Annotated in this window: 20 protein-coding genes; 13 read left to right on the top strand and 7 right to left on the bottom strand. The window is 61.0% G+C overall.

Annotated elements, in window-relative coordinates:
* Positions 1-712: 712 nt before the first annotated feature.
* The 3 genes from AD664_RS26445 (at position 713) to AD664_RS26435 (ending at position 7,469) form a co-directional block, all read left to right on the top strand.
* Complete coding sequence (locus AD664_RS26445) at positions 713-4,165, top strand: alpha/beta fold hydrolase (RefSeq protein WP_053151513.1); 3,453 nt, start codon at positions 713-715, stop codon at positions 4,163-4,165.
* A gap of 163 nt (positions 4,166-4,328) precedes the next feature.
* Positions 4,329-6,197 carry a hypothetical protein gene (locus tag AD664_RS26440; RefSeq protein WP_053151511.1) on the top strand — a complete coding sequence of 623 codons (1,869 nt, stop codon included), beginning with the start codon at positions 4,329-4,331 and terminating at the stop codon, positions 6,195-6,197.
* A gap of 27 nt (positions 6,198-6,224) precedes the next feature.
* A complete protein-coding gene (locus tag AD664_RS26435) occupies positions 6,225-7,469 on the top strand; it encodes a metallophosphoesterase (RefSeq protein WP_053151509.1) in 1,245 nt (414 codons plus the stop codon).
* Positions 7,470-7,572: 103 nt separating this feature from the next.
* Here AD664_RS26435 and gbcA read toward each other — a convergent pair whose 3' ends face one another.
* Positions 7,573-8,868 carry a glycine-betaine demethylase subunit GbcA gene (gene gbcA / locus AD664_RS26430; protein WP_053151507.1) on the bottom strand — a complete coding sequence of 432 codons (1,296 nt, stop codon included), beginning with the start codon at positions 8,866-8,868 and terminating at the stop codon, positions 7,573-7,575.
* Between the two features lie 281 nt (positions 8,869-9,149).
* Between gbcA and gbcB the strand changes: the two genes are divergently transcribed.
* On the top strand, positions 9,150-10,250 hold the full coding sequence (gene gbcB, locus AD664_RS26425; protein ID WP_042730734.1) for a glycine-betaine demethylase subunit GbcB: 1,101 nt from the start codon (positions 9,150-9,152) through the stop codon (positions 10,248-10,250).
* 194 nt (positions 10,251-10,444) lie between these two features.
* Here gbcB and AD664_RS26420 read toward each other — a convergent pair whose 3' ends face one another.
* Positions 10,445-11,485, bottom strand: a complete 1,041-nt coding sequence (locus AD664_RS26420) for a low specificity L-threonine aldolase (protein WP_053151505.1) — start codon at positions 11,483-11,485, stop codon at positions 10,445-10,447.
* A gap of 196 nt (positions 11,486-11,681) precedes the next feature.
* Here AD664_RS26420 and AD664_RS26415 point away from each other — a divergent pair, with 196 nt between their 5' ends.
* The 8 genes from AD664_RS26415 (at position 11,682) to fdhA (ending at position 21,832) form a co-directional block, all read left to right on the top strand.
* Positions 11,682-12,386: a TraX family protein gene (locus tag AD664_RS26415; RefSeq protein ID WP_053151503.1), complete on the top strand. Its 705-nt coding sequence runs from the start codon at positions 11,682-11,684 to the stop codon at positions 12,384-12,386.
* 303 nt (positions 12,387-12,689) lie between these two features.
* The gene (gene glyA / locus AD664_RS26410; RefSeq protein WP_042732030.1) at positions 12,690-13,943 is read left to right on the top strand and encodes a serine hydroxymethyltransferase; all 1,254 of its coding nucleotides are present in this window, start codon (positions 12,690-12,692) and stop codon (positions 13,941-13,943) included.
* Positions 13,944-13,964: 21 nt separating this feature from the next.
* Positions 13,965-15,215 carry a sarcosine oxidase subunit beta family protein gene (locus AD664_RS26405; RefSeq protein WP_024779446.1) on the top strand — a complete coding sequence of 417 codons (1,251 nt, stop codon included), beginning with the start codon at positions 13,965-13,967 and terminating at the stop codon, positions 15,213-15,215.
* An 18-nt stretch (positions 15,216-15,233) separates the two neighbouring features.
* On the top strand, positions 15,234-15,563 hold the full coding sequence (locus AD664_RS26400; protein WP_042732031.1) for a sarcosine oxidase subunit delta: 330 nt from the start codon (positions 15,234-15,236) through the stop codon (positions 15,561-15,563).
* The gene (locus AD664_RS26395) at positions 15,560-18,577 is read left to right on the top strand and encodes a sarcosine oxidase subunit alpha (RefSeq protein WP_053151500.1); all 3,018 of its coding nucleotides are present in this window, start codon (positions 15,560-15,562) and stop codon (positions 18,575-18,577) included. Before AD664_RS26400 ends, AD664_RS26395 begins: the two co-directional genes overlap by 4 nt.
* 166 nt (positions 18,578-18,743) lie before the next feature.
* A complete protein-coding gene (locus tag AD664_RS26390; RefSeq protein ID WP_053151499.1) occupies positions 18,744-19,376 on the top strand; it encodes a sarcosine oxidase subunit gamma in 633 nt (210 codons plus the stop codon).
* A 192-nt stretch (positions 19,377-19,568) separates the two neighbouring features.
* Complete coding sequence (purU, locus tag AD664_RS26385) at positions 19,569-20,426, top strand: formyltetrahydrofolate deformylase (RefSeq protein WP_053151497.1); 858 nt, start codon at positions 19,569-19,571, stop codon at positions 20,424-20,426.
* A gap of 206 nt (positions 20,427-20,632) precedes the next feature.
* Entirely contained in the window at positions 20,633-21,832 is a 1,200-nt protein-coding gene (gene fdhA, locus AD664_RS26380) for a formaldehyde dehydrogenase, glutathione-independent (RefSeq protein WP_053151494.1), read from the top strand.
* 96 nt (positions 21,833-21,928) lie between these two features.
* On the opposite strand, the gene AD664_RS26375 is transcribed toward fdhA, so the two are convergent.
* The 4 genes from AD664_RS26375 to AD664_RS26365 all read right to left on the bottom strand — a co-directional run bounded on the left by AD664_RS26375 (position 21,929) and on the right by AD664_RS26365 (position 24,957).
* Complete coding sequence (locus tag AD664_RS26375; protein WP_371261002.1) at positions 21,929-22,924, bottom strand: RHS repeat-associated core domain-containing protein; 996 nt, start codon at positions 22,922-22,924, stop codon at positions 21,929-21,931.
* Positions 22,921-23,781 (bottom strand): hypothetical protein, encoded by an 861-nt coding sequence (locus AD664_RS26370; RefSeq protein WP_053151487.1) that lies wholly within the window; start codon positions 23,779-23,781, stop codon positions 22,921-22,923. The genes AD664_RS26375 and AD664_RS26370 overlap by 4 nt, the downstream gene beginning before the upstream one ends.
* A gap of 48 nt (positions 23,782-23,829) precedes the next feature.
* Positions 23,830-24,042, bottom strand: a complete 213-nt coding sequence (locus AD664_RS27420; RefSeq protein WP_083454267.1) for a cold-shock protein — start codon at positions 24,040-24,042, stop codon at positions 23,830-23,832.
* A gap of 336 nt (positions 24,043-24,378) precedes the next feature.
* On the bottom strand, positions 24,379-24,957 hold the full coding sequence (locus AD664_RS26365) for a hypothetical protein (protein ID WP_053151485.1): 579 nt from the start codon (positions 24,955-24,957) through the stop codon (positions 24,379-24,381).
* 179 nt (positions 24,958-25,136) lie between these two features.
* Between AD664_RS26365 and AD664_RS26360 the strand changes: the two genes are divergently transcribed.
* Positions 25,137-25,712, top strand: coding sequence for a DUF2780 domain-containing protein (locus AD664_RS26360; RefSeq protein ID WP_053151483.1), 576 nt, complete (start codon positions 25,137-25,139; stop codon positions 25,710-25,712).
* Between the two features lie 65 nt (positions 25,713-25,777).
* Here AD664_RS26360 and AD664_RS28005 read toward each other — a convergent pair whose 3' ends face one another.
* Positions 25,778-26,881 (bottom strand): RHS repeat-associated core domain-containing protein, encoded by a 1,104-nt coding sequence (locus AD664_RS28005; protein ID WP_256207190.1) that lies wholly within the window; start codon positions 26,879-26,881, stop codon positions 25,778-25,780.
* Positions 26,882-26,951: the final 70 nt, after the last annotated feature.

Genomic DNA, 26,951 nt, shown 5'->3' with positions numbered 1-26,951 from the left:
GCGCCGTTGGAAAAATACCGGAAAAACCCGTGTTTAACCGCCATATCCGTGGTTTTCCACAGAAACGTCAATTTATCCCCGAACACTGTTGGCGCTTCTGTGGATAAGGTGTTTGTTTAGCGCTACAGGCCAGTGAATACGAGGCTTTCAAACGTTTGATTAAAAAATAACCGATAATGCGCGGGCGCGTTTGCTGTGCATAACAGGCGGTTTACCCGTGCTTTTTTCCCAAGACGATCTCAGATGATCTTCACTTGTCCCCATTTGCTGTGGGTGGTCATGTGGATAACTTGTTTGCGAAAGGCTGCAAGGCCCGGCGGCTATAGTCCAAATCGCGATAGATCAAATTTCATACAGTTCTAAGTAGCTGCCTTGACGCAGGTCGGTCACCTGTCTTCACTCATGGCACAAGGACACCGCTTCTTTATCCAGATCAGGTTCAGGGAGAACGCATGATGGATAGCCAGCACCCCTGCATGCATCGGTTTTCCCCCACGACGTGCTTCGCGCCGCTTCTTGGCGCATTACCCAGACGGACCCGTCGTCGCGCCGCCAATCAGCGCGCGCGGCTATAGCGCGCCGTTGCCCGACTGATTCCCCGCCACACCGCTGACTGCCGCTCGAACCCCTACGGGTCGGTGGCCAGGCGTTCGCACGCCTTCGATTTACAGGCAACCGCAGAGTTGCCCCATCTGCCTGAGAGGACTTGAACATGACACGGATCTCGACCCCCATCAGCCAAATCCAAGAGCACTACGACGTTGTGGTCATCGGTTCGGGCTACGGCGGTGGCATTGCGGCCTCGCGCTTGTCCCGGGCCGGGCGCAAGGTGTGTTTGCTGGAGCGGGGCCGGGAGATACAGCCCGGCGAGTACCCAAACACCCTGCTCGCGGCCACCGAGGAGCTGCAGGTGCACGACCCGGACGGCCACATCGGCTCGCGCACCGGCCTGTTCGACCTGCACGTCAACGCCCAGCAGAACGTGGTGGTGGGCTGTGGCCTGGGCGGCACTTCGCTGATCAATGCCAACGTTTCGCTGGAGCCCGAGCCCGGGGTGTTCGAAGACCCGCGCTGGCCGCAAGCGGTGCGTGAACACCGCGACACGTTGCTCAAGGACGGTTATGCGCGGGCCCGCGAGATGCTCAAGCCCAACGCCTACCCGGAGTCGTCGCCGAACCTGCCCAAACTCGACGCCCACAAGAAGTCGGCCGACTACCTCAAGCAGGGTGCGCATTTCTATAAGCCGCCGATCAACGTCACGTTCGACAAGCTGGCCAACAACCTCAACCACGTCGGGGTCGAGCAATTGCCGTGCAACGGCTGCGGCGATTGCGTCTCCGGCTGTAACAACAAGGCCAAGAACACCACGTTGATGAACTACCTGCCGGATGCCTGGAACCACGGCGCAGAGATTTTCTGCCAGGCCGAGGTGCGGCACCTGGAGCGCGACGGCGATGGCTGGATCGTCCACTTTCAGTACCTGGACAGTGGTCGTGAGTTGTTCTCGGCGCCGACTCTGTTCGTGCGTGCCGACATCGTGGTGGTGTCGGCCGGGACTCTGGGCTCGACTGAAATCATGCTGCGCTCGCGGGACAAGGGCCTGTCGATGTCCAGTCAGCTGGGCGAGAACATGAGTGGCAATGGCGACATCCTCGGGTTCGGCCACAACTGCGACCAGACCATCAATGGCATCGGCTTCGGCGCTCATTCGGCCAAGGAGCTTGAGCCGGTGGGGCCGTGCATCACGTCAATCATCGACATGCGCACCGAAGGCGACTGGCGCAGCCGCATGGTCATCGAAGAGGGCTCGATCCCCGGTGCGCTCGGCCGGGCCATGGTGCCGAGCATGGCGGCATTCGCCGGCATGATCGGTGTGCCCACCGACACCGGTTTCGGTGCCAGCCTCAAATACAAGGGACGCGAGGCCGAGAGCTTCCTGCGCGGGCCTTACTACGGCGCGCTGCATAACATGCAGACGTACCTGATCATGAGCCATGACAACGGCAAGGGGCGCATGGTGCTCGACCGCCAGGACCAGTTGCGCATCGACTGGCCCGGTGTTGGCGAGCAGGAGAACGTCACCCTCGGCAACGAGCGCCTGCACCAGAGCACCAAGGCCCTGGGCGGGATCTGGGTCGAAAACCCGATCTGGACCAAGTTGCTCAGGCACAGCATCGTGTCGGTCCATCCCCTGGGCGGTTGCGTGATGGGCGAAGACGCGACGCAAGGCGTGGTCAACCACAAGGGCCAGGTGTTCAGCGGCGCCAGCGGCACGGATGTCTACCCCGGGTTGTACGTGGCCGACGGTGCGGTGATCCCGACCTCCCTGGCGGTCAATCCGCTGCTGACCATTTCGGCGGTGAGCGAGCGCAACATGGGCCTGCTGGCAGCGGATCGGGGGTGGACCATCGACTACACGCTGCCGTCGGCCCCGAGCAAACCGGTGGCGGCGCCGACCCTGGGTGTGCAATTCACCGAGACCATGAAGGGCTATTTTTCCACCGCCTTCGCCCAGGCCCAGGGCACCGACCTGACGCTCTACGAAGCGGCGGCCAAGCGCGGCAAGGCCGATAACTCGCCCATCGAGTTCACCCTGACCATTACCGCCGACGACCTCAATCGTCTGATCAAGGAGCCTGAACACGCCGCGACGCTGGTGGGCACGCTGGATGCGCCGATGCTCTCGCCCAAGCCGCTGGTCGCCAGCAATGGGGTGTTCAACCTGTTCGAGGTGTATCAGCAACAGGTTGGCGTGCGGCACATGAACTACGACATGAAGCTGACCGCCGAGGACGGCACCGATTACTACTTCAGCGCGTTCAAGACCGTGCCCGAGGACAATGGCGTGCTGAACATCTGGCACGACACCAGCACGCTGTACGTCACCTTATATCGTGGACCGGACAAGACCGGCGCGGTGCTCGGCTCGGGGGTGATGCACATCTTGCCGACCGATTTCGCCAAGCAGATGACCACCATGAAGGTGCTCAACGCCCGCAATGAACGTGAGCGTGTCGAGGCCTTGGCGCGGTTCGGCAAGTTCTTCGCCGGGATCCTGTGGGAGAGCTACGGTGGGGTATTTGCCGGCGATGTCTACTTCAACCCGGACGCGCCGCCGCGTATCAAGCGGCCGCTGGATGCACCGGCGCCGACCGTGCATTTCTTCCAGACCGAGGACAATGTCGAACTGCGCCTGACCCGTTATCAGGCCGGCACGAAGGGCCCAGTCATGCTGGTGCACGGTCTGGGCGTGGGGTCGAACATCTTTTCCACCGACACCATCCACACCAACCTGCTGGAGTACCTGTGCAAGCACGAATATGACGTCTGGCTGCTGGACCTGCGGGTGAGCATCCTGCTGCCGGCCAGCAAGCGCGAATGGAACGGCGACCAGGTGGCCCAGTACGATTTCAAGGCGGCCATCGAACAGATCCAGCAGGCGACCCTGGCCCGTGACGTGCAGTGCGTAGTGCATTGCTACGGTGCGACGACGTTCTTCATGTCGCTGCTGGCGGGCCTGCAAGGGGTGCGCTCGGTGGTCTGCTCGCAGATCGCCGCCGACACGGTGGTCGCCACGGCCACCGGGCTGAAGGCCGGCCTGCACTTGCCGGGCATGCTCGATGCCATCGGCAACAAGTCCCTGACGGCCTATGCCGACAACAAGGAGAACTGGTTCAACAAACTCTACGACAAGGCCCTCAACGGCTATGCGCGGATCGAGGCCCAAGGCTATTGCACCAATCCGGTCTGCCACCGCATCACCTTCATGTACGCATCGCTGTATCGCCACGACACCCTCAACGAGACCCTGCACGACAACCTGCATGAACTGTTCGGCGAGTCGAACATGCACACCTTCGAACACCTGGCGCTGATCGTGCGCAAGGGCCACCTGGTGGACTTCAAGGGCAATGACGTCTACATGCCGCATTTCGATCGGCTGAAGTTGCCGATCTGCTTCATCAGCGGCGCCGACAACCAGTGCTACCTGCCGCAAAGCACCCTCAAGACCTACCAGCGCCTGTGCGACCTGCACGGTCCACAATTGTTCAGCCGCCACGAGGTGCCGGGCTACGGGCATATCGACTGCATGTTCGGCAAGGATGCGGTGGTGGATGTGTATCCGTTCATCCTTGAGCACTTGGAAAAGACTGCCCTCGGCTGACGCAAGACCGAGTGGTCTGCATCGCGAGCAAGCTCGCTCCCACAGGGGCCATGTGCCGCTGATTTTGTGCATGCCACACATCCAGTGTGGGAGCGAGCTTGCTCGCGATGGCGATCGTCAGAGCGCCGCATATCGTGAGCCAAGAATAAGGAAAAGGATGCCCATGAACACTTACATCCGCTGGTTCCAACGCATCATCTGGGTCGGGATCGTCATGAACATGTGCTTCGCCATCCCGGCGCTGTTTGCGCCGGCGTTGCTGACGTCCATGCTTGGCCTACCGCCCGTGTTGTCCGATCCCTGGCTGGAGAACGCCGGCATGTTGCTGGTGGGTATCAGCCTGTTCTACATGCCGTCGGGGTTCGCCGCGCCGCGCTTCGTGGTGAATTCCTGGCTGTGCGTGCTTTCGCGCCTGGTGGCGGTGGTGTTCTGGATCTACCTGATCAACACCAACGCCCAGGGGCCGCTGTTCGTGCCGATGCTGATGGGCGACTTGAGCATGTTCCTGATCCTGGGCGGGCTGCTGTACCTGGGCAGCCCGGTGGCCAATCGTCCGCTGGCGTTGCTCTGTGACGGTTGGCGGGCGTGGCGCGAAGGCTGGGCGCGACGCTGGCAAAGGCCCGGCTTCAAGACCGGTGCGTTGGTGGTGGTGCTGGTGCTGGGGTTCATCGGTTACCAGACCTGGTACCAGATGATCCGCGAGGTGCCGCAGCCGGACTTCGCCTCCGACGAGGACCACTACAAGTATGCCGCCATCGGCCTGGGCATCGAGGCGCGGATCCCGTACTACCTGTTCGCCGTGCTGCCGCAGATGTGTCCGGAAAAACTGCCCAAGCCTGGCGGCTACGAAGTGTTCGGTTTCCTGTACGAGAACGGCAACGACCTGCCCATCGGCATGGCCAAGCGACAACTGGGCTACCCCACCGTGGAGCCCAACTGCGCCCTGTGCCACACCGGCTCCTACCGGGCCAGTGCCACTGACGTCGCGGTGCCGGTCGCCGCCGCGCCGGCCAATACCCTGCAACTGCAAGCCTTCCAGTGGTTCGCCTACGATTGCGCCAGCGACCCGAAATTCACCCCGGATGCGGTCATGGCCGCGATCAACGGCAAGTTCCAGTTGGGCTTCTTCGAGAAGCTGTACAACCGCTACCTGATCATTCCGATGGCCAAGAGCGCGCTGCTCAAGCAGAAACAGGCCTATGCCTGGCAGAAACTGCGTCCCGCCCAGGGGCCGGGGCGCACCGACACCTTCAACCCGACCAAGATGGTGGTGTTCGGCTTCCCGGATGACTCCACCATCGGCACCGTGGACCTGCCCCAGGTCTGGAACCAGAAGCCCCGCGAGTCGATGTACCTGCATTGGGACGGCAATAACAACAAGATCCATGAGCGCAACTACGCCGCGGCGATGGCGGTGGGCGCGACGCCCGAGTCGGTGCTGCCGCCCAGTTTCAACCGCGTGACCAACTGGCTGCTGGGCCACAAGGCGCCGGCCTGGCCGTTCGCACTGGATCAGGCGAAAGTCGCCCAGGGCCAGCCGATCTGGGAGAAGAACTGTGCCGGTTGTCATGATTTCGGCCGCACCGACACGGGCCAGGTCACCACCAACATCGACCAGCTGGGCACCGACCCTCATCGTCTGAATTCCTTCACCACCGGCCTGGTGACGGCGTTCCACGGCTTCAAGAAACCGCCGTTCGACTTCAACGCCTACCGCAAGACCCAGAGCTACAGCAACACCCCCACCGACGGCATCTGGCTGCGTGCGCCGTACCTGCACAACGGCTCGGTGCCGACCCTGTGGGATCTGTTGCAACCGCCTGAGCAGCGTCCGCAAGTGTTCTATACCGGCTCGGATATCTACGACCAGGAGAAAGTCGGCTTCGTCACCCGTGGTGCGCAGATGAAGGCCTCGGCGGACTTCAAGTACGACACCCGCCTGGAAGGCAACCACAACGGCGGCCACCTGTACGGCACGCAGTTGTCGGACGCCGATAAGCGGGCCCTGATCGAGTTCATGAAGACCCTGTAGCCCAGGGCATTGCGAAGGAGCGTCCACATGTCATTACTGCATCATTGGGAACATGAGTTCGACAAGGTCAAGGTCCGTCTGCACGGGTTGGTCACGCGGCTGGAAATGTCCTGGAAGAAACTGGTCAACGACCTGGAGCCCGAGGAGTTCCAGGCCATCGTCAAGCTGTTGCAGCGCGGCCACGACCAGGCACGACATGTGATCGAGCACGGCGACCTGCCGGACGACGAGCCGGCCGTGCCGTGGGAGCTGTCCCACGGCCTGTCGATCCTGAAGCTCGGCAACGCCGAGCCCTTGCCGCAGAGCGAGGACGAATTGCCGACCCGGGTACTCAAGGACGGCACCTTGCTGGGCTGTCGCAAATGGGAACTGCTGGACTTGTTGTGGAGCGAGGCGCTGCTCAAGTGGATCGAGAACCTGCGCCATCACGCAACGTTCGCCACCACCCCGGCGCTGGTGAAGATGGACCGCGACGTGGTGCTGGCGATCGCCGGCGACTGGGGCACCGGGCCGTTCGACAGCCATGCGCCGGCGGTCGCGGTCGCCAACCAGATGCAACTGGCCCAGGCCGATTTCACCATCCACCTGGGGGACGTGTACTACGCCGGCACCCATTCCCAGGAAGACGTCGACATGATCGGCTGGCCCCAGGGCAAGCACGGTTCGTTCACCCTCAACTCCAACCATGAGATGTACAGCGGCGCCCACGGTTACTTCAAGGAGCTGGCCAAGCGTTTCCCGGTGCAGCAGGGCACCAGTTATTTCGCCTTGTACAACGACGATTGGCTGGTGGTCGGCCTCGACAGCGCCTACGCCTCGGACGCCATGAACCTGTACATGGACGGCACCCTCAACGCCCAGCAGATCGACTGGATGAAGGGCCTGCCCAAACGCAAGAAGTTGATGGTGCTCAGTCACCACCAGGGCTTTGATATTTCCGGGCACCACAAGACCGCGCTGTACCAGCCGGTGTGCGACGCCTTGGGCCGTGAGCCGGATTATTGGTATTGGGGGCATTTGCACAACGGCATTTGCTACGCCACCCAGGGCGGCTTGCATGCGCGATGCGCCGGGCATGGGGCGATTCCCTATGGCACCACCAGCGAGTTGAACGGGCATGCCCGGGTGCTGTGGTCGGAGACGCAACTGGCGGGAGATGAGGCGTATCCGGAGCGGGTGTTGAACGGGTATGTGAAGGTGCAGTTGAGCGGGGAGGCGATTGTCGAGACGTTCTATGGGGAGGATGGGTCGGTGCGCTGGTCTTCACAGTAATCGGGCGGATGGGAGGCCGCTATCGCGAGCAAGCTCGCTCCCACAGGTTTTGTGAACGACACAGAACCCCTGTGGGAGCGAGCTTGCTCGCGATGCTTCTGACTTAGCCCTGGACCGGCACGCCCTTGAGGTACGGCGCCGGCTCGGCACCCAGGTTGTTGAGCATGCGCTCGCTGTACCAGTCGACGAAGTTCACCACGCCGAACTCATAGGTCTTGGAGTATGGGCCAGGCTGGTAGGCGGTGGAGTTGATGCCGCGCTGGTTTTCCTCGGCCAGGCGACGGTCCTGGTCGTTGGTGGCGTCCCAGACTTCGCGCATGCGCGCCACGTCATAGTCCACGCCTTCGACGGCGTCCTTGTGCACCAGCCACTTGGTGGTGACCATGGTTTCCTGGGCGCTGATCGGCCACACGGTGAACACGATGATGTGGTCGCCCATGCAGTGGTTCCACGAATGCGGCAGGTGCAGGATGCGCATCGAGCCCAGGTCCGGGTTCTTGATGCGACCCATCAGCTTGGCGCAGCCTTGCTTGCCGTCCAGTGTCATCGACACGGTGCCCTTGAGCAGCGGCATGCGCACGATACGGTTGCGCAGGCCGAAGCTGGCGTGGGCGTAAGGGATCTTCTCGGCCTCCCACGCGGCGGCGGACGCGGCCACGTGGTCCTTGAACGCCTGGTCGGCCCGCGGGTCGGTGACGTCGTCCCATTCCAGCAGGGTCTTGAGCAGTTCCGGGTGCGAACCGCCGCAGTGGTAGCACTCGCGGTTGTTTTCCAGGACCAGCTTCCAGTTGGCCTTTTCCATCAAGGTGGTTTGCACCGCCACCTTGGTGTTTTCCATGTCGTACGGTTCCATGTAGTGGCTGAGCGTCGACAGGAAGTCATCGATGGCCGGTGGATTCTCCGCCAGGCTGATGAAGATGTAGCCGCCGGCGGTCTTCACGTTCACTGGCTTGAGGCCGTACTGCTTCATGTCGAAGTCGGCGCCCATCTCGGTGCCGGCGAACAGCAGGCGACCGTCCAGCTCGTAGGTCCACTGGTGATAATGGCAGACCAGCTTGGCCACCTTGCCTTTGTCGCTGGTGCACAGGCGTGAACCGCGGTGGCGGCAGACGTTGTGGAAGGCATGCACCACGCCGTCGGCGCCGCGAATCACGATGATCGGGTTCTTGCCGACCTGCAGGGTCAGGTAGTTGCCCTTGGTCGGGATCTCGCAGGTCATGCCGGCGATCAACCATTCCTTCTGGAAGATCTCCTGCATGTCGATGTCGAACAGGCGCTCGTCGTTGTAGAACGGCTGGGGCAACGAGAACGTGCGCTCGCGCTCCTGCAGCATCTGTGCGGTGGCCTTGCGTGCGGGTTCCAGCGGATCGCCCAGGCTCAGGGTTGTGGTCACGTCCATCGTTGTATCCTCATGGCCATCTGTGTGGCCGGCGAAATGACTAATCGGTTGTGCTACGCAAGGCAGAAAACGTTGTTTGTCTGTTGGGGCGAGTGTGGGGCCGCGCAGGGGGCGAACCTTATCCATGGGCGACATGGCCCAATCTGTTCCCGACGCGCAAGCCCCGGTGGTTGGGGGCTGGTCGCGATAAGTATGTCAATGTCGCGAATAGGTAAACGGCGGTGTCGGGGCCTGCGCACAATCGCCAACATGAAGGCCGGCAGTCGGCCGTGGAGATGAGCATGTCCAATAATTTCCTGAACCCGGTCACCACCCAGACCTGGGCCAATGGCCGACATATCGTGCGGTGCGTCAAAGTCATCCAGGAAACCTGGGATGTGCGTACGTTCTGTTTCATGGCCGACCAGCCGATCATGTTCTTTTTCAAGCCGGGGCAATTCGTCACCCTGGAGCTGGAGATCGAAGGCCAGCCGGTCATGCGCTCCTACACCATCTCCAGTTCGCCGTCGGTGCCCTACAGTTTCTCGGTGACCATCAAGCGCGTGCCGGGCGGCAAGGTCTCGAACTGGCTGCATGACACCCTGCATGAGGGCCAGGAGCTGGCAGTGCACGGGCCGGTTGGGCTGTTCAATGCCATCGACTTCTCCGCCCCGAAAGTCCTCTACCTCAGCGGCGGCGTCGGCATTACCCCGGTGATGTCCATGGCGCGCTGGTACTACGACACCAATGCCAACGTCGACATGGTGTTCATCCACAGTGCCCGTTCGCCCAAGGACATCATCTACCACCGCGAGCTGGAGCACATGGCGTCGCGGATCGACAACTTCAGCCTGCACCTGATTTGTGAGAAGCATGGCCTGGGCGAGCCTTGGGCCGGTTATCGCGGCTACCTGAACCACAAGATGCTGGAGCTGATGGCGCCGGACTTCATGGAGCGCGAGGTGTTCTGCTGCGGCCCGACGCCGTACATGAACGCGGTCAAGCGCTTGCTGGAGAGTGCCGGCTTCGACATGAAGCGGTATCACGAGGAATCCTTCGGCGCCACGCCGCCGGAAGCCCGGGCCGACGCCGTGGAGCAAGCCGAGCAGGCCGCCGAAGCGCCCGAAGTCGATGCCGCGGACCTGCACCTGGTGGAGTTCACCTCCTCGGGCAAGAGCATTCGCGTGGCACCGGGCGAAACCGTCCATGCCGCCGCCGCCAAGCTCGGCATGATGATTCCCAAGGCCTGTGGCATGGGCATCTGCGGAACCTGCAAGGTGTTGAAGCTGGGTGGGGAAGTGGAGATGGACCACAACGGCGGCATCACCGAGGACGACGAAGCCGAAGGCTACATCCTGTCGTGCTGCAGCGTGCCGAAGGGGGATGTGCGGATCGAGTTCTGATCCGCCAGCCGCCCCCTCTGTGGCGAGGGAGCTTGTTTCTGCTGGGCCGGTCCGCGCCCGGGCGTAGCAGCCCCTTTACAAGTGCATGCGGTCCATCAGTGAGATTGCATCGTCAGGATTGCGACTGCTGTGCAGTCGGGCGGGAGCAAGCTCCCTCGCCACAAAAGGGCCTTTCCTGCCAAATTGTGCTCGCCTCAGACGCTCATCACTTCCCGGATGTCTGCCGCCAATTCCCTTACCCGCGCCTCTTCGGTGTCCCACGAGCACATGAAGCGGGCGCCGCCCTTGCCGATGAACGTGTAGAACCGCCAGCCGCGGGCGGTGAGGGTGGTGATGGCGGCTTCCGAGAGTTGCAGGAACACGCCATTGGCCTGGACCGGGAACATCAGTTCCACGCCAGGAATGTCACTCACCAGTTGCGCCAGGAGCTGGGCGCAGTGGTTGGCGTGGCGGGCGTGCTTGAGCCAGGCGTCGTCCTGCAGCAGGCCGACCCAGGGCGCGGAGAGAAAGCGCATCTTCGAGGCCAGTTGCCCCGCCTGCTTGCAGCGGTAGTCGAAGTCTTCGGCCAGGTCGTGATTGAAGAACAGGATCGCCTCGCCCACCGCCATGCCGTTTTTCGTCCCGCCGAAGCACAGCACGTCCACGCCGGCTTTCCAGGTCAGGTCGGCAGGGGAGCAGCCGAGGAAAGCGCAGGCGTTGGAAAAGCGCGCGCCGTCCATGTGCAGATTCAGCCCCAATTCCTTGCAGGTGATGCTGATGGCGCGGATTTCTTCCGGGGTGTAGACGCTGCCGACTTCCGTGGCCTGGGTCAGGGTCACGACGCGCGGCTTGGGATAATGGATGTCCTGGCGCTTGAGGGCGATCTCGCGGATCGAGTCGGGGGTCAGCTTGCCGTTTTCGGTGCGGGCCACCAGCAGTTTGGAACCGTTGGAGAAGAACTCCGGCGCCCCGCACTCGTCGGTTTCGACGTGGGCGGTTTCCGAGCAGATCACGCTGTGGTAACTCTGGCATAGCGAGGACAGTGCCAGGGAGTTGGCCGCGGTGCCGTTGAACGCGAAGAACACTTCGCAGTCGGTTTCAAACAAGGCGCGGAAATCATCGGCGGCCCGGTGGGTCCACTCGTCGTCGCCGTAAGCGCGTTGGTGACCCTGGTTGGCTTCTTCCATGGCGGCCCAGGCTTCGGGGCAAATACCGGAATAGTTGTCGCTGGCAAACTGTTGACTCTTGTCGGTCATGGCCTTGCTCCTGAGGTAGAGAGTCCTGGATAAAGAGTTCCCTGAGTGGACGTCCCGGGTGGGGGCGTTCCGGGGTCGGCGCGCTTGGGTCCACGACGCCGTGTTCGATGTTGGTGCGCACTTTACCCAAGATTAGCGGGGGAACACACCGGATGTTTCTGTCAGGAAATCACAATGTCATTGCGTCGCCTTGCCCATGAGCCGACGTGACGGGGCGCTGGATTTGCTCAAGTGGCTGGCTCTGTTGGCGATGGTGCTCGATCATCTGCGATATGTCGGTTTCTCCGCCGATTGGCTGTACGTGCCGGGGCGCCTGGCATTCCCCTGGTTCTGCCTGGCGATGGCGGCAAACCTGGCACGCATCGGCGCCAGCGCCCTGCCGTGGCGTTACCTGGGCTGGTTGCTGTTGTTCGGCGCGGTGAGTGAAGTGCCTTATCGGCTGTTCTTTCCTGAGGGGGCGACGCTCAATGTGTTGCCGACCCTGACCCTGGGCCTGCTGGTGGCGCGCAGTTGGCAGACGCCGACCCTGGAGGCGCGTGGCCTGGCGGTGGGGGCGCTGGTGTTGTCGGCACTGTTCTCTGCGCAACTGATGTTCGGCTTCTTCGGCGTGTTGCTGCCACTGGCGTTGCTGCTGGTGATTCGCCGGCCCTGGTACTTCGCCGTGTTGCCGGGGGTGGTGTGCGTGGCGGCCAATCAGTGGCGGGCGCTTTACGGCGCGGCGTGGCTGGGCAATGCCGTGGCGCTGTGGGGGCTGGTGGCTTGCCTGCTGGCGCCAGTGCTCGGGCTGTTGCTGTTGCGACAGGTTGGTCGTATTCATCCGCCGGCCATGCGGCGTTGGGCTTATGTGCTTTATCCGGCGCATTTTCTGGTTCTGCTCGCGGTTCGTCTGGCCGTCGCGTAATCCCCCTGTGGCGAGGGAGCTTGCTCCCGCTGGGCTATGAAGTAGCCCCAAGGCCTGAGAATGACAGGCGCCCCGCATTTGTCGGTTTCACGACTGCTGCGCAGCCGAGCGGGAGCAAGCTCCCTCGCCACGGGGCGGTGCTGGAACTCCTTTGCGACACATGTCGTAAACGCGCCTTTGTGTGGCGTCCATAGGCATTTGACCTGTCTGCGCCAGCCATACCATCGCTTCCAAAGGGCACGACCAAAGGGTCCGTGCCTCACCGAGACGAAAAGGCGCACCGCCGCCGCTGGGAGAGACGCGATGTTCAGCAAGCAAGACCAAATCCAAGGCTATGACGATGCACTGCTGGCGGCGATGAATGCCGAAGAGCAACGCCAGGAAGATCACATCGAGCTGATCGCGTCGGAAAACTACACCAGCAAGCGCGTGATGCAGGCCCAGGGCAGCGGCCTGACCAACAAATATGCCGAAGGCTATCCAGGCAAGCGCTACTACGGTGGCTGCGAGCACGTCGACAAGGTCGAAGCCCTGGCCATCGAGCGCGCCAAGCAGCTGTTCGGCGCCGACTACGCCAACGTCCAGCCGCACTCCGGTTCTTCGGCCAACAGCGCCGTGTACCTGGCCCTGCTGCAAGCCGGCGACACCATCCTGGGCATGAGCCTGGCCCACGGTGGTCACCTGACCCACGGCGCCAAGGTGTCGTCCTCGGGCAAGCTCTATAACGCGGTGCAGTACGGCATCGACACCACCACCGGCCTGATCGACTACGACGAAGTCGAGCGCCTGGCGGTCGAGCACAAGCCGAAAATGATCGTCGCCGGTTTCTCGGCCTACTCCAAGACCCTCGACTTCCCGCGTTTCCGCCAGATCGCCGACAAGGTCGGTGCCCTGCTGTTCGTCGACATGGCCCACGTGGCGGGCCTGGTCGCCGCCGGCCTGTACCCGAATCCGCTGCCTTATGCCGACGTGGTCACCACCACCACCCACAAGACCCTGCGCGGTCCACGTGGCGGCCTGATCCTGGCCAAGTCCAACGAAGAGATCGAGAAGAAGCTCAACGCCGCGGTATTCCCCGGCGCCCAGGGCGGTCCGCTGATGCACGTGATCGCCGGTAAGGCCGTGTGCTTCAAGGAAGCGCTGGAGCCCGGCTTCAAGGCCTACCAGCAGCAAGTGATCGAGAATGCCCAGGCCATGGCTGGCGTGTTCATCAAGCGCGGCTACGATGTAGTGTCCGGCGGCACCGATAACCACCTGTTCCTGGTCAGCCTGATCCGTCAGGGCCTGACCGGCAAGGACGCCGATGCCGCCTTGGGCCGCGCCCACATCACCGTCAACAAGAACGCCGTGCCGAACGACCCGCAGTCGCCATTCGTGACCTCGGGCCTGCGCATCGGTACTCCGGCGGTGACCACTCGCGGTTTCAAGGTTTCCCAGTGCGTGACGCTGGCCGGCTGGATCTGCGACATCCTCGACAACCTCGGCGACGCCGATGTCGAAGCCAACGTCGCCCAGCAAGTGTCGGCCCTGTGCGCGGACTTCCCGGTTTATCGCTGAGTCGGTTTTGGAGTAATGACTATGCAACGCTATTCGGGCTTCGGCCTCTTCAAACACTCTCTCAGCCATCACGAAAACTGGCAGCGGATGTGGCGCACGCCGACCCCGAAGAAAGTCTACGACGTGGTGATCGTCGGCGGTGGCGGGCATGGCCTGGCGACCGCCTACTACCTGGCCAAGGAGCACGGCATCACCAACGTGGCCGTGGTCGAGAAGGGCTGGCTGGGCGGCGGTAACACCGCGCGCAACACCACCATCGTGCGCTCCAACTACCTGTGGGACGAATCGGCCCACCTGTACGAGCACGCCATGAAGCTCTGGGAAGGCCTGTCCCAAGACCTGAACTACAACGTCATGTTCTCCCAGCGCGGTGTGTACAACCTGTGCCACACCCTGCAGGACATCCGTGATTCCGAGCGCCGGGTCAACGCCAACCGCCTCAACGGCGTGGACGGCGAACTGCTCAACGCCAAGCAAGTGGCCGACGAGATCCCGTACCTGGATTGCTCGAAGAACACCCGTTACCCGGTGCTGGGCGCCACTGTCCAGCGTCGCGGCGGCGTGGCCCGTCACGATGCCGTGGCCTGGGGCTTTGCCCGTGCCGCCGACGCCTTGGGCGTGGACCTGATCCAGCAGACCGAAGTGATCGGTTTCCGCAAGGAAAACGGCGTGTGCATCGGTGTGGAAACCAACAAGGGCTTCATCGGCGCCAAGCGCGTCGGCGTGGTGACCGCCGGTAACTCCGGGCACATGGCCAAGCTGGCCGGTTTCCGCCTGCCGGTCGAATCCCATCCGCTGCAAGCGCTGGTGTCCGAGCCGATCAAGCCGATCATCGACAGCGTGATCATGTCCAACGCCGTGCACGGCTACATCAGCCAGTCCGACAAGGGCGACCTGGTGATCGGTGCCGGTATCGACGGCTGGGTCGGCTACGGCCAGCGCGGTTCGTACCCGGTGATCGAACACACCATCCAGGCCATCGTCGAGATGTTCCCGGTGCTCTCGCGGGTGCGCATGAACCGCCAGTGGGGCGGCATCGTCGACACCACGCCGGACGCCTGCCCGATCATCTCCAAGACCCCGGTGCCGAACATGTTCTTCAACTGCGGTTGGGGCACCGGCGGCTTCAAGGCCACCCCGGGCTCGGGCAACGTGTTTGCCGCCAGCCTGGCCAAGGGTGAGATGCACCCGCTGGCCGCGCCGTTTTCCATCGACCGTTTCCACAACGGTGCATTGATCGACGAACACGGCGCTGCTGCCGTCGCCCACTAACAGGAAGGAGAAATCCCTATGTTGCACATCTTCTGTCCTCACTGCGGCGAACTGCGCTCCGAAGAGGAATTCCATTCGTCCGGCCAGGCGCACATCCCGCGTCCACTGGACCCGAATGCCTGCACCGACGAGCAGTGGGGCGACTACATGTTCTTCCGCGACAACCCTCGCGGCCTGCACCATGAGTTGTGGATCCACGCGGCCGGTTGCCGCCAGTACTTCAACGCGACCCGTGACACGGTGAGCTACGAAATCCTGGAAACCTACAAGATCGGCCAAAAGCCGCAATTCACCGACAAGGCTGACAGTCCGAAAGCGGCCGCACAGGCTCTGGGAGAGAAGGTATGAGCCAGATCAATCGCCTGTCCAACGGCGGACGGATCGACCGCAACAAAGTGCTGAGCTTCACCTTCAACGGCCAGACCTACAAAGGCTTCGAAGGCGACACCCTGGCCGCCGCATTGCTGGCCAACGGCGTCGATATCATCGGCCGCAGCTTCAAGTATTCCCGTCCACGGGGCATCTTCGCCGCCGGCGCGGAAGAGCCGAACGCCGTGTTGCAGATCGGTGCCACCGAAGCCACCCAGATCCCTAACGTGCGGGCCACTCAACAGGCGCTGTACCAGGGCCTGGTCGCCACCAGCACCAACGGCTGGCCGAACGTGAACAACGACATGATGGGCATCCTCGGCAAGGTCGGCGGCAAGCTGATGCCGCCGGGCTTCTACTACAAGACCTTCATGTATCCACAGTCGTTCTGGATGACGTACGAGAAGTACATCCGCAAGGCCGCGGGCCTGGGTCGCTCGCCGACCGAGAACGATCCGGACACCTACGACTACATGAACCGTCACTGCGACGTGCTGGTGGTCGGTGCCGGTCCTGCCGGCCTGGCTGCCGCGCTGGCAGCGGCCCGCAGCGGTGCGCGAGTGATCCTGGCGGACGAGCAGGAAGAGTTCGGCGGCAGCCTGCTCGACTCCCGCGAGAGCCTGGACGGCAAGCCGGCCACCGAATGGGTGGCGGCGGTGATCGCCGAGCTGCGTTCGATGCCGGAAGTCGTGCTGTTGCCGCGCGCCACCGTCAACGGCTACCACGACCATAACTTCCTGACCATCCACGAGCGCCTCACCGACCACCTCGGTGATCGTGCGCCGATCGGCCAGGTGCGCCAGCGCATCAACCGTGTCCGCGCCAAGCGCGTGGTGTTGGCCACCGGCGCTTGCGAGCGGCCGCTGGTCTACGGCAACAACGACGTGCCGGGCAACATGCTGGCCGGCGCGGTTTCCACCTACGTGCGTCGCTACGGCGTGGCACCGGGCAAGAAACTGGTGCTGAGCACCAACAACGACCACGCCTATCGCGTGGCGCTGGACTGGTTCGACGCCGGCCTGCAAGTGGTCGCCGTCGCCGATGCCCGCAGCAACCCTCGGGGTGCGCTGGTGGAAGAGGCGCGTGCCAAGGGCATCCGCATTCTCACCGGCAGCGCCGTGATCGAGGCCCGTGGCAGCAAGCGCGTGACCGGTGCCCGTGTCGCCGCGATCGACGTGCGTGCGCAAAAAGTCACCAGCCCAGGCGAATGGCTGGACTGCGATCTGGTCGCCAGTTCCGGCGGCTACAGCCCGGTGGTCCACCTGGCTTCGCACCTGGGTGGCAAGCCGATCTGGCGTGAAGACATCCTCGGTTTCGTACCGGGCGAAGCACCGCAGAAGCGCGTGTGCGTCGGCGGCGTGAATGGCGTCTACGGCCTGGGCGATTCCCTGGCCGATGGTTTCGAAGGCGGCGTGCGCGCGGCCAGCGAAGCCGGCTTCAAGGCGGTGGAGGGCGTGTTGCCCAAAGCCTTGAGCCGCCACGAAGAGCCAACCCTGGCGCTGTTCCAGGTGCCTCACGAAAAAGCCACTGCACGGGCGCCGAAGCAATTCGTCGACCTGCAGAACGACGTCACTGCCGCCGCGATCGAACTCGCCACCCGCGAAGGCTTCGAGTCGGTCGAGCACGTCAAGCGCTACACCGCCCTGGGCTTCGGCACCGACCAGGGCAAGCTGGGCAACGTCAACGGCCTGGCCATCGCGGCGCGCTCGCTGAACGTGAGCATCCCGCAGATGGGCACCACGATGTTCCGTCCGAACTACACGCCGGTGACCTTCGGCGCGGTGGCCGGCCGGCACTGCGGGCACATCTTCGAACCGGTTCGCTTCACCGCGCTGCACGCCTGGCACGTGAAGAACGGTGCCGAATTCGAAGACGTCGGCCAATGGAAACGCCCTTGGTATTTCCCAAGGAACGGCGAAGACATGCACGCTGCGGTCAAGCGCGAATGCAAGGCCGTGCGTGACAGCGTCGGCCTGCTGGACGCCTCGACCCTGGGCAAGATCGACATCCAGGGCCCGGATGCCCGTGAGTTCCTCAACCGCATCTACACCAACGCCTGGACCAAGCTCGACGTGGGCAAGGCTCGCTACGGCCTGATGTGCAAGGAAGACGGCATGGTCTTCGACGACGGGGTCACCGCCTGCGTCGCCGACAACCATTTCATCATGACCACCACCACCGGCGGTGCGGCCCGTGTGCTGCAATGGCTGGAGATCTACCAGCAGACCGAATGGCCGGACCTGAAGGTGTACTTCACCTCGGTCACCGACCACTGGGCGACCATGACCCTGTCGGGGCCCAACAGCCGCAAGCTGCTGAGCGAAGTCACCGATATCGACCTGGACCGTGACGGCTTCCCGTTCATGACCTGGAAGGAAGGCCTGGTGGGCGGCGTGCCGGCCCGCGTGTTCCGGATCTCGTTCACCGGTGAGCTGTCGTACGAAGTCAACGTGCAGGCCGACTACGCCATGGGCGTGCTCGAAAAGATCGTCGAGGCGGGCAAGAAGTACAACCTGACCCCTTACGGCACCGAAACCATGCACGTGTTGCGGGCCGAGAAGGGCTTCATCATCGTCGGTCAGGACACCGACGGCTCGATGACCCCGGACGACCTGAACATGGGTTGGTGCGTGGGCCGTACCAAACCGTTCTCGTGGATCGGCTGGCGCGGCATGAACCGTGAAGATTGCGTGCGTGAGAACCGCAAGCAACTGGTGGGCCTCAAGCCGATCGACCCGAATGTCTGGCTGCCGGAAGGCGCGCAACTGGTCTTCAACCCCAAGCAGGCGATCCCGATGACCATGGTCGGTCACGTGACCTCCAGCTACGCGCACAACTCCCTGGGTTATTCGTTTGCCATGGGTGTGGTCAAGGGGGGCTTGAAGCGTATCGGTGAGCGGGTCTTCTCGCCGCAGGCCGATGGCAGCGTGATCGAGGCCGAGATCGTTTCCTCGGTGTTCTTCGATCCGAAGGGGGATCGGCAGAATATCTAGTGGCTTGAGGTCCTGTGGGATGCCAGCGATACCTCGTCGGCATCATCGCGAGCAAGCTCGCTCCCACAGTTGATCGCGTAACCCTTGTGGGAGCGAGCTTGCTCGCGATGGCGGCCTGACAGCCACCGCAAGGGTTTGACTAAACAGTATTCAGAGCAGGTGCTATATGACCGCAGTCAACGTGTACCAACAACGCCCAACCACCGGGGCCAAAGCCGAGTCGTCGCTGCACCATGCCGACCTCGCCAGCCTGGTGGGCAAGGGCCGCAAGAACGCCGGTGTGACCGTGCGCGAGAAAAAACTGCTCGGCCACCTGACGATTCGTGGCGACGGCCATGACGCGGCCTTCGCCGCGGGCGTGCACAAAGCCCTGGGCATCGAATTGCCGGGTGCGCTGAGTGTCATCGTCAAGGGCGAGACCAGCCTGCAATGGATGGGGCCGGATGAATGGCTGCTGGTGGTGCCGACCGGCGAAGAATTTGCCGCCGAGCAGAAACTGCGCGAAGCCCTGGGCGACCTGCACATCCAGATCGTCAACGTCAGCGGCGGCCAGCAGATCCTCGAACTGTCGGGCCCGAACGTGCGCGACGTGCTGATGAAATCCACCAGCTACGATGTTCACCCAAGCAACTTCCCGGTGGGTAAGGCCGTGGGCACGGTGTTCGCCAAGTCGCAACTGGTGATCCGCCACACCGGCGAAGACACCTGGGAGCTGCTGATCCGCCGCAGCTTCTCGGATTACTGGTGGCTGTGGTTGCAGGACGCTTCGGCTGAGTATGGCTTGAGTGTTCAGGCTTAACGCAGTGCTCGAATGCTTTTGTGGCGAGGGAGCTTGCTCCCGCTCGGCTGCGTAGCAGTCGTAAACCTGAGCCCGCGTTCCTGATAAGGACGCGGTTGCTGACATTGGGGTTGCTGCGCAACCCAGCGGGAGCAAGCTCCTTCGCCACAGGGTTTCTCTGTCGCACCGAAAATTTGAACAGGAGTCACCGCAATGAGCCGCGCCCCAGACACATGGATCTTGACTGCCGACTGCCCCAGCGTGCTCGGCACGGTGGACGCGGTGACCCGCTTTCTGTTCGAGCAGGGCTGCTACGTCACTGAACACCATTCCTTCGACGACCGTCTTTCGGCGCGGTTCTTCATTCGCGTGGAATTCCGCCAGCCCGAGGGCTTCGACGAACAGGGTTTCCGTGCCGGCCTGGCCGAGCGTGCCGAAGCCTTTGGCATGGTCTTCGAGCTGACTGCGCCGAACTACCGGCCCAAAGTGGTGATCATGGTCTCCAAGGCCGATCACTGCCTCAACGACTTGCTCTACCGCCAGCGCATCGGCCAGTTGTCCATGGACGTGGTGGCCGTGGTGTCCAACCACCCGGACCTCAAGCCGCTCGCCGACTGGCACGAGATTCCCTACTACCATTTCCCCCTGGACCCGAACGACAAACCGGCCCAGGAGCGCCAGGTGTGGCAGGTGATCGAAGACACCGGCGCTGAACTGGTGATCCTCGCCCGTTACATGCAGGTGCTGTCGCCGGAGCTGTGCCGCAAGCTCGATGGCAAGGCGATCAACATCCATCACTCCCTGCTGCCGGGCTTCAAGGGCGCCAAGCCGTATCACCAGGCCTATAACAAGGGCGTGAAGCTGGTGGGCGCGACGGCGCACTACATCAACAACGACCTGGACGAAGGCCCGATCATCGCCCAAGGCGTGGAGGTGGTGGATCACAGCCACTACCCCGAGGACCTGATCGCCAAGGGGCGGGATATCGAAGGGCTGACGTTGGCCCGGGCGGTGGGGTATCACATTGAACGGCGGGTGTTCCTCAACGCCAACAGAACGGTCGTTCTCTAGGCCGACATCGCGAGCAAGCTCGCTCCCACAGGATTTGTGTCGGTATACAAATATTAGTTACACCGAAAAACATGTGGGAGCGAGCTTGCTCGCGATGAGGCCCTTACAGACAACAAAGAAACAAAGACACAAGCACTAACCCGAGCAATCAACGCGCTGCCTGTCTAGGCAACGCAGTTTCATAAAAACAACAGCGAGGTGAAAGCATGTCCGGTAATCGTGGTGTCGTGTATCTCGGCCAAGGCAAGGTCGAAGTGCAGAAAATCGACTATCCCAAAATGCAGGACCCGCGTGGCAGGAAGATCGAGCACGGCGTCATCCTGCGCGTAGTCTCCACCAACATCTGCGGCTCCGACCAACACATGGTGCGTGGCCGTACCACCGCCCAGACCGGCCTGGTCCTGGGGCACGAGATCACCGGTGAAGTGATCGAGAAGGGCAGCGATGTCGAGAACCTGAAGATCGGCGACCTGGTATCGGTGCCGTTCAACGTTGCATGCGGGCGCTGCCGTTCCTGCAAAGAGCAACACACCGGCGTCTGCCTGACCGTCAACCCGGCGCGTGCCGGTGGTGCCTACGGCTACGTCGACATGGGCGACTGGACTGGCGGCCAGGCCGAATACGTGCTGGTGCCGTATGCCGACTTCAACCTGCTGAAACTGCCGAACCGTGACAAGGCCATGGAAAAAATCCGTGACCTGACCTGCCTCTCCGACATCCTGCCGACCGGCTACCACGGTGCCGTGACCGCAGGTGTCGGCCCAGGCAGCACCGTATACATCGCTGGCGCCGGCCCGGTTGGCCTGGCGGCCGCTGCTTCGGCGCGCCTGTTGGGTGCGGCCGTGGTGATCGTGGGTGACGTCAACCCGGTGCGCCTGGCCCACGCCAAGGCCCAGGGCTTCGAAATCGCCGACCTGTCCAAGGACACCCCGCTGCACGAACAGATCGCCGACCTGCTGGGCGAACCGGAAGTCGACTGCGCCGTCGATGCCGTGGGCTTCGAAGCCCGTGGTCACGGCCATGAAGGCGTCAAGCACGAAGCCCCGGCGACCGTGCTCAACTCCCTGATGCAAGTGACCCGCGTCGCCGGCAAGATCGGTATCCCCGGCCTGTACGTGACCGAAGACCCGGGCGCCGTCGATGCCGCCGCCAAGATCGGTGCCCTGAGCATCCGCTTCGGCCTGGGCTGGGCCAAATCCCACAGCTTCCACACCGGCCAGACCCCGGTCATGAAGTACAACCGCGCGCTCATGCAAGCGATCATGTGGGACCGTATCAACATTGCTGAAATCGTCGGTGTGCAGGTGATCAGCCTGGACGACGCGCCGAAGGGGTACGGCGAGTTCGATGCGGGTGTGCCTAAGAAGTTTGTGATTGATCCGCATAAGATGTTTAGTGCGGCGTGATAATAGCGTCGTAGTGAAAAGGAAGCTCCTCTGAGCTTCCTTTTCATGCATTTGATGAGAGAGATGTTCTGGCTGGGTTTGGATATGCCTTGGCCGTCACATTGAAGGATCATAAGCGGGTGGTGCAATCTCGAAGATCTCGTCGTAGGTAGGTAGACGTGTTGAATTACGAATGAATCTATTGTATTCAACAAGGTCGTGTTGAAATTGGGCTCGGTCTCGTTTTATTTGAAGTGTTATTTCTTCGTAACGAGCTGTATTGTGTTTGGTTGCTCTCAAATTCTTTATCATTCTTGCAGCACGTTTCTCGCTTTCAATAATTTTAGTGTTGATTGTTATTAACAGCTTTTCGTACTCGATCGCCTGTGGCCTATGTTGCGCCTCAATCAAGGAAGGGTCTAACGTCTTTTTATATTCCTCGGTAGGGGTTTCGATGAAAGATTTCAGCCTCTTATTAGTTGGAACGCGTAACTCGATTCCATGAACAGTGACGGTTTTTTTAGGTGTTCTAAGCCCCATCATCCTCAATAGCGGCTTGAGGAGACTGATATGGCCAGTAGGGTCTATTCGATTTATAGGGTCACCGTGACAGTATGCATAGGCGTTCAAGCCACCTTTCCCGAACGGGCTCATTGAGTCCGGGCTATTGAAACGCATCAGTACGGTACTGAATGCTCGGTAACCATTGCCCAATAAATAATGCCCCGTCACTGGGTCCGGTCTTTCACCATTGAAGCCGAGCAGGCCTTCTAAACCGCTTTCTGAAGCGCGGTGGCCATATGGCGAGTAGGCAATGGCACGAGGCTGCAGTGTGTCGAGCCCATGCAGTACGGACCGCTGACGATCGGTTGCGATGAGCGTAGTTTTGACAGTATCCGCCTGCTGCTGTTGAGCCAGAAGTTGATCGCCTTGCTGGAAAATCGAACGCTGCGCCGAACCTTGAATTTCGGTGGATAGGCGTTCCTTCAGGTAGAACCGCTGGGAACCGGCCTGGGCGGTTGGCGTGCAGGCGACCAGCCGATCCAAAGGGTCGTAGCTGTATTGGCAGAGTACATTTTCGCGTTCGACCGGCATGGCAGATGAGTTCGTCACGATGTCGCTCCTGTGTCCTGCTCACCATCGATACTCTGGTCAATCGACCACAGGTCGTGCCGGACTTTTGTCATAGCGTCCGCTGCTCCGGGACAGGCCCAAACCTCGATGTCGTCCAGGTGTAGAAAGAAAGGTTTGACGTAAGGTGAGGAGTGCAGTCGGAACTCAACATGAGCGAGCGTCGGAGCGATGCCTTCCGGTGCGACAAACGCGAGGCCTCCTGCACTCCACTTATCAGGCTGAGATCCAATGAACCAGCGCTTGCCATATTCAAGAATGGTGCACGAGGCGCTGCAAGGATTGCTTGTCTTCAAAGAATAAGAAACCTTTATCGGCGTGCCAGGTTTCACCGCGATTTGTTGGACGAGCCTTGAGCGCTCACTCAAATGCGCTTGCCCGTCGACGATATTTATCTCCCCGTCGTAGTCCCACTCCTCAAGTCCATTATCGAAGCTGCCATTCTGCAGCAGCTGTACCGGTTGGCACTCGGCTTCGTCAAAATAGAACTCGACATCATCGATATCAAAAGCGCCTTGTGACGTGAAGATCAGGTCGATGGAGCCTGCGTTGTCGACGGTGAAATCGACTTCGTAAGGGCCTGTCCGATTGATGCTGCAATAGCCGTTCCCTACCGAAAGCCTGACTCCACCGATGCCGTAATACGAAGAAATATTAAACAATAATCTAACGGTGCCTGGCGTATTTAGCCTAACGGTCTGCCTCAGGTTGCCATTAGGCGCGAACCGTGCGCGACCGCCTGCCCATGTAACACGGGTAGCGTTCCAGCCTTCAAGACCGGTTTCAAATGTACCGTTGATAATTAGATTTTCGCGATATCTGTCCAGCTGCTTATCCATAAAATTACTCCTCGTATCTACATATTATTTTAAGTTTCGCGAGTCGTACTATTCTGGCGTGACTCTCGTCGCCTGCATGCCTTTCTCGCTTCGCTCTATTTCAAAAGACACTGCTTGTCGTTCTTTCAAGGTTTTATAACCCTCGCCGGAAATCGCGGAATAATGAACGAACAGTTCTTCGCCGCCCGTGCCGCAGGTAATAAATCCATAGCCTTTTGCATCGTTAAACCATTTAACGGTTCCTTTGATTCGGTCACTCATTTTTATTGTCCTTGCCCGAATGAATGAAAGCACGGCGAGCTTTAGGGCTCATTCGCCTCGTTTCCGTTGACACAATGGGAGCTTAATTTCGGGCAGAACGAGTGCCTACTGTCAGAGCTGACAGTAGGCAATGCCGAAAGGAAATAACTGTTTGCCGGTGATATTCAGATGATTGTCACGAAGCGGTCATGCCGCCGTGCGGCGCCCGTACCCCACTGACCGAAACACCATTGTGGCGAGGGAGCTTGCTTCCGCTGGGGTGCGAAGCAGCCCTCGTTTTTCAGCACCAGGGGCGAGCGCTGCGCATTTGAGCGCGAGCAAGCTGGCTCGCCACGGTCAGTTGCGGGCGATTGCCGTCCTGACCCGCTCGCAGAATTCAGGGTAGAAACCCTGTGTACTCGAGTTGCGACAGTCGTCTTGAACCTGGGCGAGGGCGGCACGGCTCAATGTCAGGCTACGAGGTTGGCTGGCGAAGGTGGTGTAGCCGTCCTGTTGGGTCTTGATGGTGTCGAAACCCTGCATGTCGTAGGCCAGCTCCACATCGTCGTCGGCCAGCCGCCGAGCCTGGACCGTCACATGCGAGTACTGCTTGCCGCCCGGCGCATTATTGAGCGCCGCCAGGCCGTGGCCGACCACGCGCAACAGGTCTCCCACCCAGGCGTCGTCGCTTTCCGGGGGTACAGCGGGACGATAGCGCACCGTCAGCGTTTGCGGGTCGTTGCGGATGACCTCGGTCAGGGCCGGGTCGTAGCGCTTGATACGGTGTTCAATGGTCAACCAGGTCTTTTGCTCGTCGCTGGTGCCGTCGGCCACTTCAGGGTTGAGCGGGCCGCGTTGGCATTCGCTGACGCCCAAGGCAATGAGCATGCCCGTCAGGATGACCGCGAGGGTCGCTCCACCGATTTTTATGTTCATAAGCAAAACTCGCGGGGGGGAGGCGCACTGTATGGTAACCCGGTGGGCGTTGACAGGGGGCGAGGCGTGGTCGGTCGTCGATATCCACACGTGGAACATTCGCCTTGGGGCCCAGTCCAACGCCCGATTTCATACCGCCGACCCCAGGCGGTTTTTCATTGCTCCGAGAGGTTCCCCCAATGAAGGTTTCACGCGGTTTCGCCCTGTCTTGCCTGCTCTCGTTCGCGGCGAGCCCGGCCTTCGCTCAATTCAGCCTCGATGATGCGGCCAACGTGCTGTCGGCCATGCAGGGCCACCAGAACGCGCAAGGGGAGGGCGCGGTGGCCGCCGCGCCCAAGGCCGCCGGGTTGCTCAACACCCTGGGTTCGGAACTCAAGATCACCCCGGAACAGGCCATTGGCGGCGCCGGGGCAATGCTAGGGCTGGCGAGGAACCGGCTCAGCGAACCGCAGTTTTCCGAATTGAGCAGAAGCGTGCCGGGCCTTGATCAGATCGCAGGCAACAACGCCATTGGCGGGCTTAATGGGTTGGGTGGATTGCTGGGTGGTGGCTCGGACAAGAGTGCCTTGCTCGATGGTTTGCTGGGTAACGTCAAGGATATTCGGGACTTGAACAACGCTTTCAGTGCGCTGGGCATGGACAGCGGGATGATTGGCCAGTTTGCGCCGGTGATTCTTGAGTATCTTGGGCAGCAGGGAGTGGGGAGTTCGTTGCTGCAGAATTTGGGTGGGGTCTGGGGCGGTGGTACTACCTGACCATTTAAGGTTCTGTAGACACCAGTGAGTGTTTGTCCTCAATTTCTCGCTTCGAAGTTTTACGTTTACCTCCGGATAGTCATTAAGTCATGCGAAGTGAACTTTCTTATATATATGGCTCGTCGTATGATTGCGCTATGAATGGCATCACGATTTCCTGTTTGGTACTTGGCTTGTTGTTTTTTAAATTTAAATTTCTGAAAATATATTTCTGCATCAAAATGGAGAGGGTCTAGCAGTACTGGGGAGTTTATAAAGCTTCCATTTTCCGGGTACTGGACGTAGTGGGGTTTGTATACGGTTGGGGTCCTATTATAGTTATACGCCTTCCTAGCTTCTTCACGCGCAAGTACAGCTTCTTCGTAAGTTTTCAGTGGCGTGCTGATGCTGTAAGTTTTTACGTCGTTTGATAGCTCTTGCTCATTTCTCACGATCGTATCCGCGAGGTCTTTCAAGTCAGAGCTATGGACGCGGTTAGATGCTCGCGCAGCCAAATTTCCACGTTTTGAAGTTTTTGAAGCGATCGCAGCCCCACGATCGCCGCTTATTGGCCCGGTTCTCGAAATCGTCGTTGCAAGATTCGCTCTTTCTTTATTAAATGCTCTAACTGCATCTTTTATCGAATAGATAAACTTGACGTGGCCCGTTGGATCGACCGCATTCCTTGGGTCTCCAACACAATACGCATACGCATTAACCCCACCCTCCCCAAACGGACTCCAACTATCCGGACTATTAAACCTCATCAAAACCGGATTAAACGCCCGATACCCATTCCCCAGCAAATAATGCCCCGTCACCGGGTCCGGCCGCTCGCCATTAAATCCCAGCAGACTGAGCAAGCCGTGTTCCGCCGGACGATGGCCGTAGGGCGTGTAGGCGAACGGATGTGGTCGAGCTGCATCGAGCGCATTCAATACCGATCGCTGCTGATCAGTCGCCAGTAGAGTGGCGTCGGTCTTTGCATTTTCGCGCTGCACCTGCGCCAACAACTGATCGTCATGCTGGAAGACACTGTATTGCACCGCGTCCTTTATCTCAGTCGCCAGCCGGCTTTTGCAATAAAAACGCTGGATGCCAGCTTCTGCAGTTGGCGCACAGGCGGTCAGACGATCCAGCGGATCATAGTAATAGCGGCACAATACGGTTTCGCGAGGATCGGCAAGCATGTCCTGGCTCCATGCAAGGTCCAGTCATCAGGGCCTCCAGCATCGGCGGTTTTCCAGGCGCTGCCTACTA

The sequence above is a fragment of the Pseudomonas sp. P97.38 genome, assembly GCF_001269745.1.
Lineage (GTDB): Bacteria > Pseudomonadota > Gammaproteobacteria > Pseudomonadales > Pseudomonadaceae > Aquipseudomonas > Aquipseudomonas chlororaphis_E.
Note: the sequence above shows the minus strand (reverse complement) of the source record. Positions and strands in the feature narration are given on the sequence as shown.

Bases quoted from the DNA above. Each gene is read 5' to 3' on its own strand.
- AD664_RS26360 (WP_053151483.1), top strand. From the start codon at position 25,137: ATGAAGGTTTCACGCGGTTTCGCCCTGTCTTGCCTGCTCTCGTTCGCG.
- gbcB (WP_042730734.1), top strand. From the start codon at position 9,150: ATGTCCAATAATTTCCTGAACCCGGTCACCACCCAGACCTGGGCCAAT.
- AD664_RS26440 (WP_053151511.1), top strand. From the start codon at position 4,329: ATGAACACTTACATCCGCTGGTTCCAACGCATCATCTGGGTCGGGATC.
- AD664_RS28005 (WP_256207190.1), bottom strand. From the start codon at position 26,881: ATGCTTGCCGATCCTCGCGAAACCGTATTGTGCCGCTATTACTATGAT.
- AD664_RS27420 (WP_083454267.1), bottom strand. From the start codon at position 24,042: ATGAGTGACCGAATCAAAGGAACCGTTAAATGGTTTAACGATGCAAAA.
- AD664_RS26415 (WP_053151503.1), top strand. From the start codon at position 11,682: ATGAGCCGACGTGACGGGGCGCTGGATTTGCTCAAGTGGCTGGCTCTG.
- AD664_RS26395 (WP_053151500.1), top strand. From the start codon at position 15,560: ATGAGCCAGATCAATCGCCTGTCCAACGGCGGACGGATCGACCGCAAC.
- AD664_RS26365 (WP_053151485.1), bottom strand. From the start codon at position 24,957: ATGAACATAAAAATCGGTGGAGCGACCCTCGCGGTCATCCTGACGGGC.
- AD664_RS26400 (WP_042732031.1), top strand. From the start codon at position 15,234: ATGTTGCACATCTTCTGTCCTCACTGCGGCGAACTGCGCTCCGAAGAG.
- AD664_RS26390 (WP_053151499.1), top strand. From the start codon at position 18,744: ATGACCGCAGTCAACGTGTACCAACAACGCCCAACCACCGGGGCCAAA.
- AD664_RS26420 (WP_053151505.1), bottom strand. From the start codon at position 11,485: ATGACCGACAAGAGTCAACAGTTTGCCAGCGACAACTATTCCGGTATT.
- AD664_RS26435 (WP_053151509.1), top strand. From the start codon at position 6,225: ATGTCATTACTGCATCATTGGGAACATGAGTTCGACAAGGTCAAGGTC.
- gbcA (WP_053151507.1), bottom strand. From the start codon at position 8,868: ATGGACGTGACCACAACCCTGAGCCTGGGCGATCCGCTGGAACCCGCA.
- glyA (WP_042732030.1), top strand. From the start codon at position 12,690: ATGTTCAGCAAGCAAGACCAAATCCAAGGCTATGACGATGCACTGCTG.
- AD664_RS26370 (WP_053151487.1), bottom strand. From the start codon at position 23,781: ATGGATAAGCAGCTGGACAGATATCGCGAAAATCTAATTATCAACGGT.
- AD664_RS26445 (WP_053151513.1), top strand. From the start codon at position 713: ATGACACGGATCTCGACCCCCATCAGCCAAATCCAAGAGCACTACGAC.
- purU (WP_053151497.1), top strand. From the start codon at position 19,569: ATGAGCCGCGCCCCAGACACATGGATCTTGACTGCCGACTGCCCCAGC.
- AD664_RS26405 (WP_024779446.1), top strand. From the start codon at position 13,965: ATGCAACGCTATTCGGGCTTCGGCCTCTTCAAACACTCTCTCAGCCAT.
- fdhA (WP_053151494.1), top strand. From the start codon at position 20,633: ATGTCCGGTAATCGTGGTGTCGTGTATCTCGGCCAAGGCAAGGTCGAA.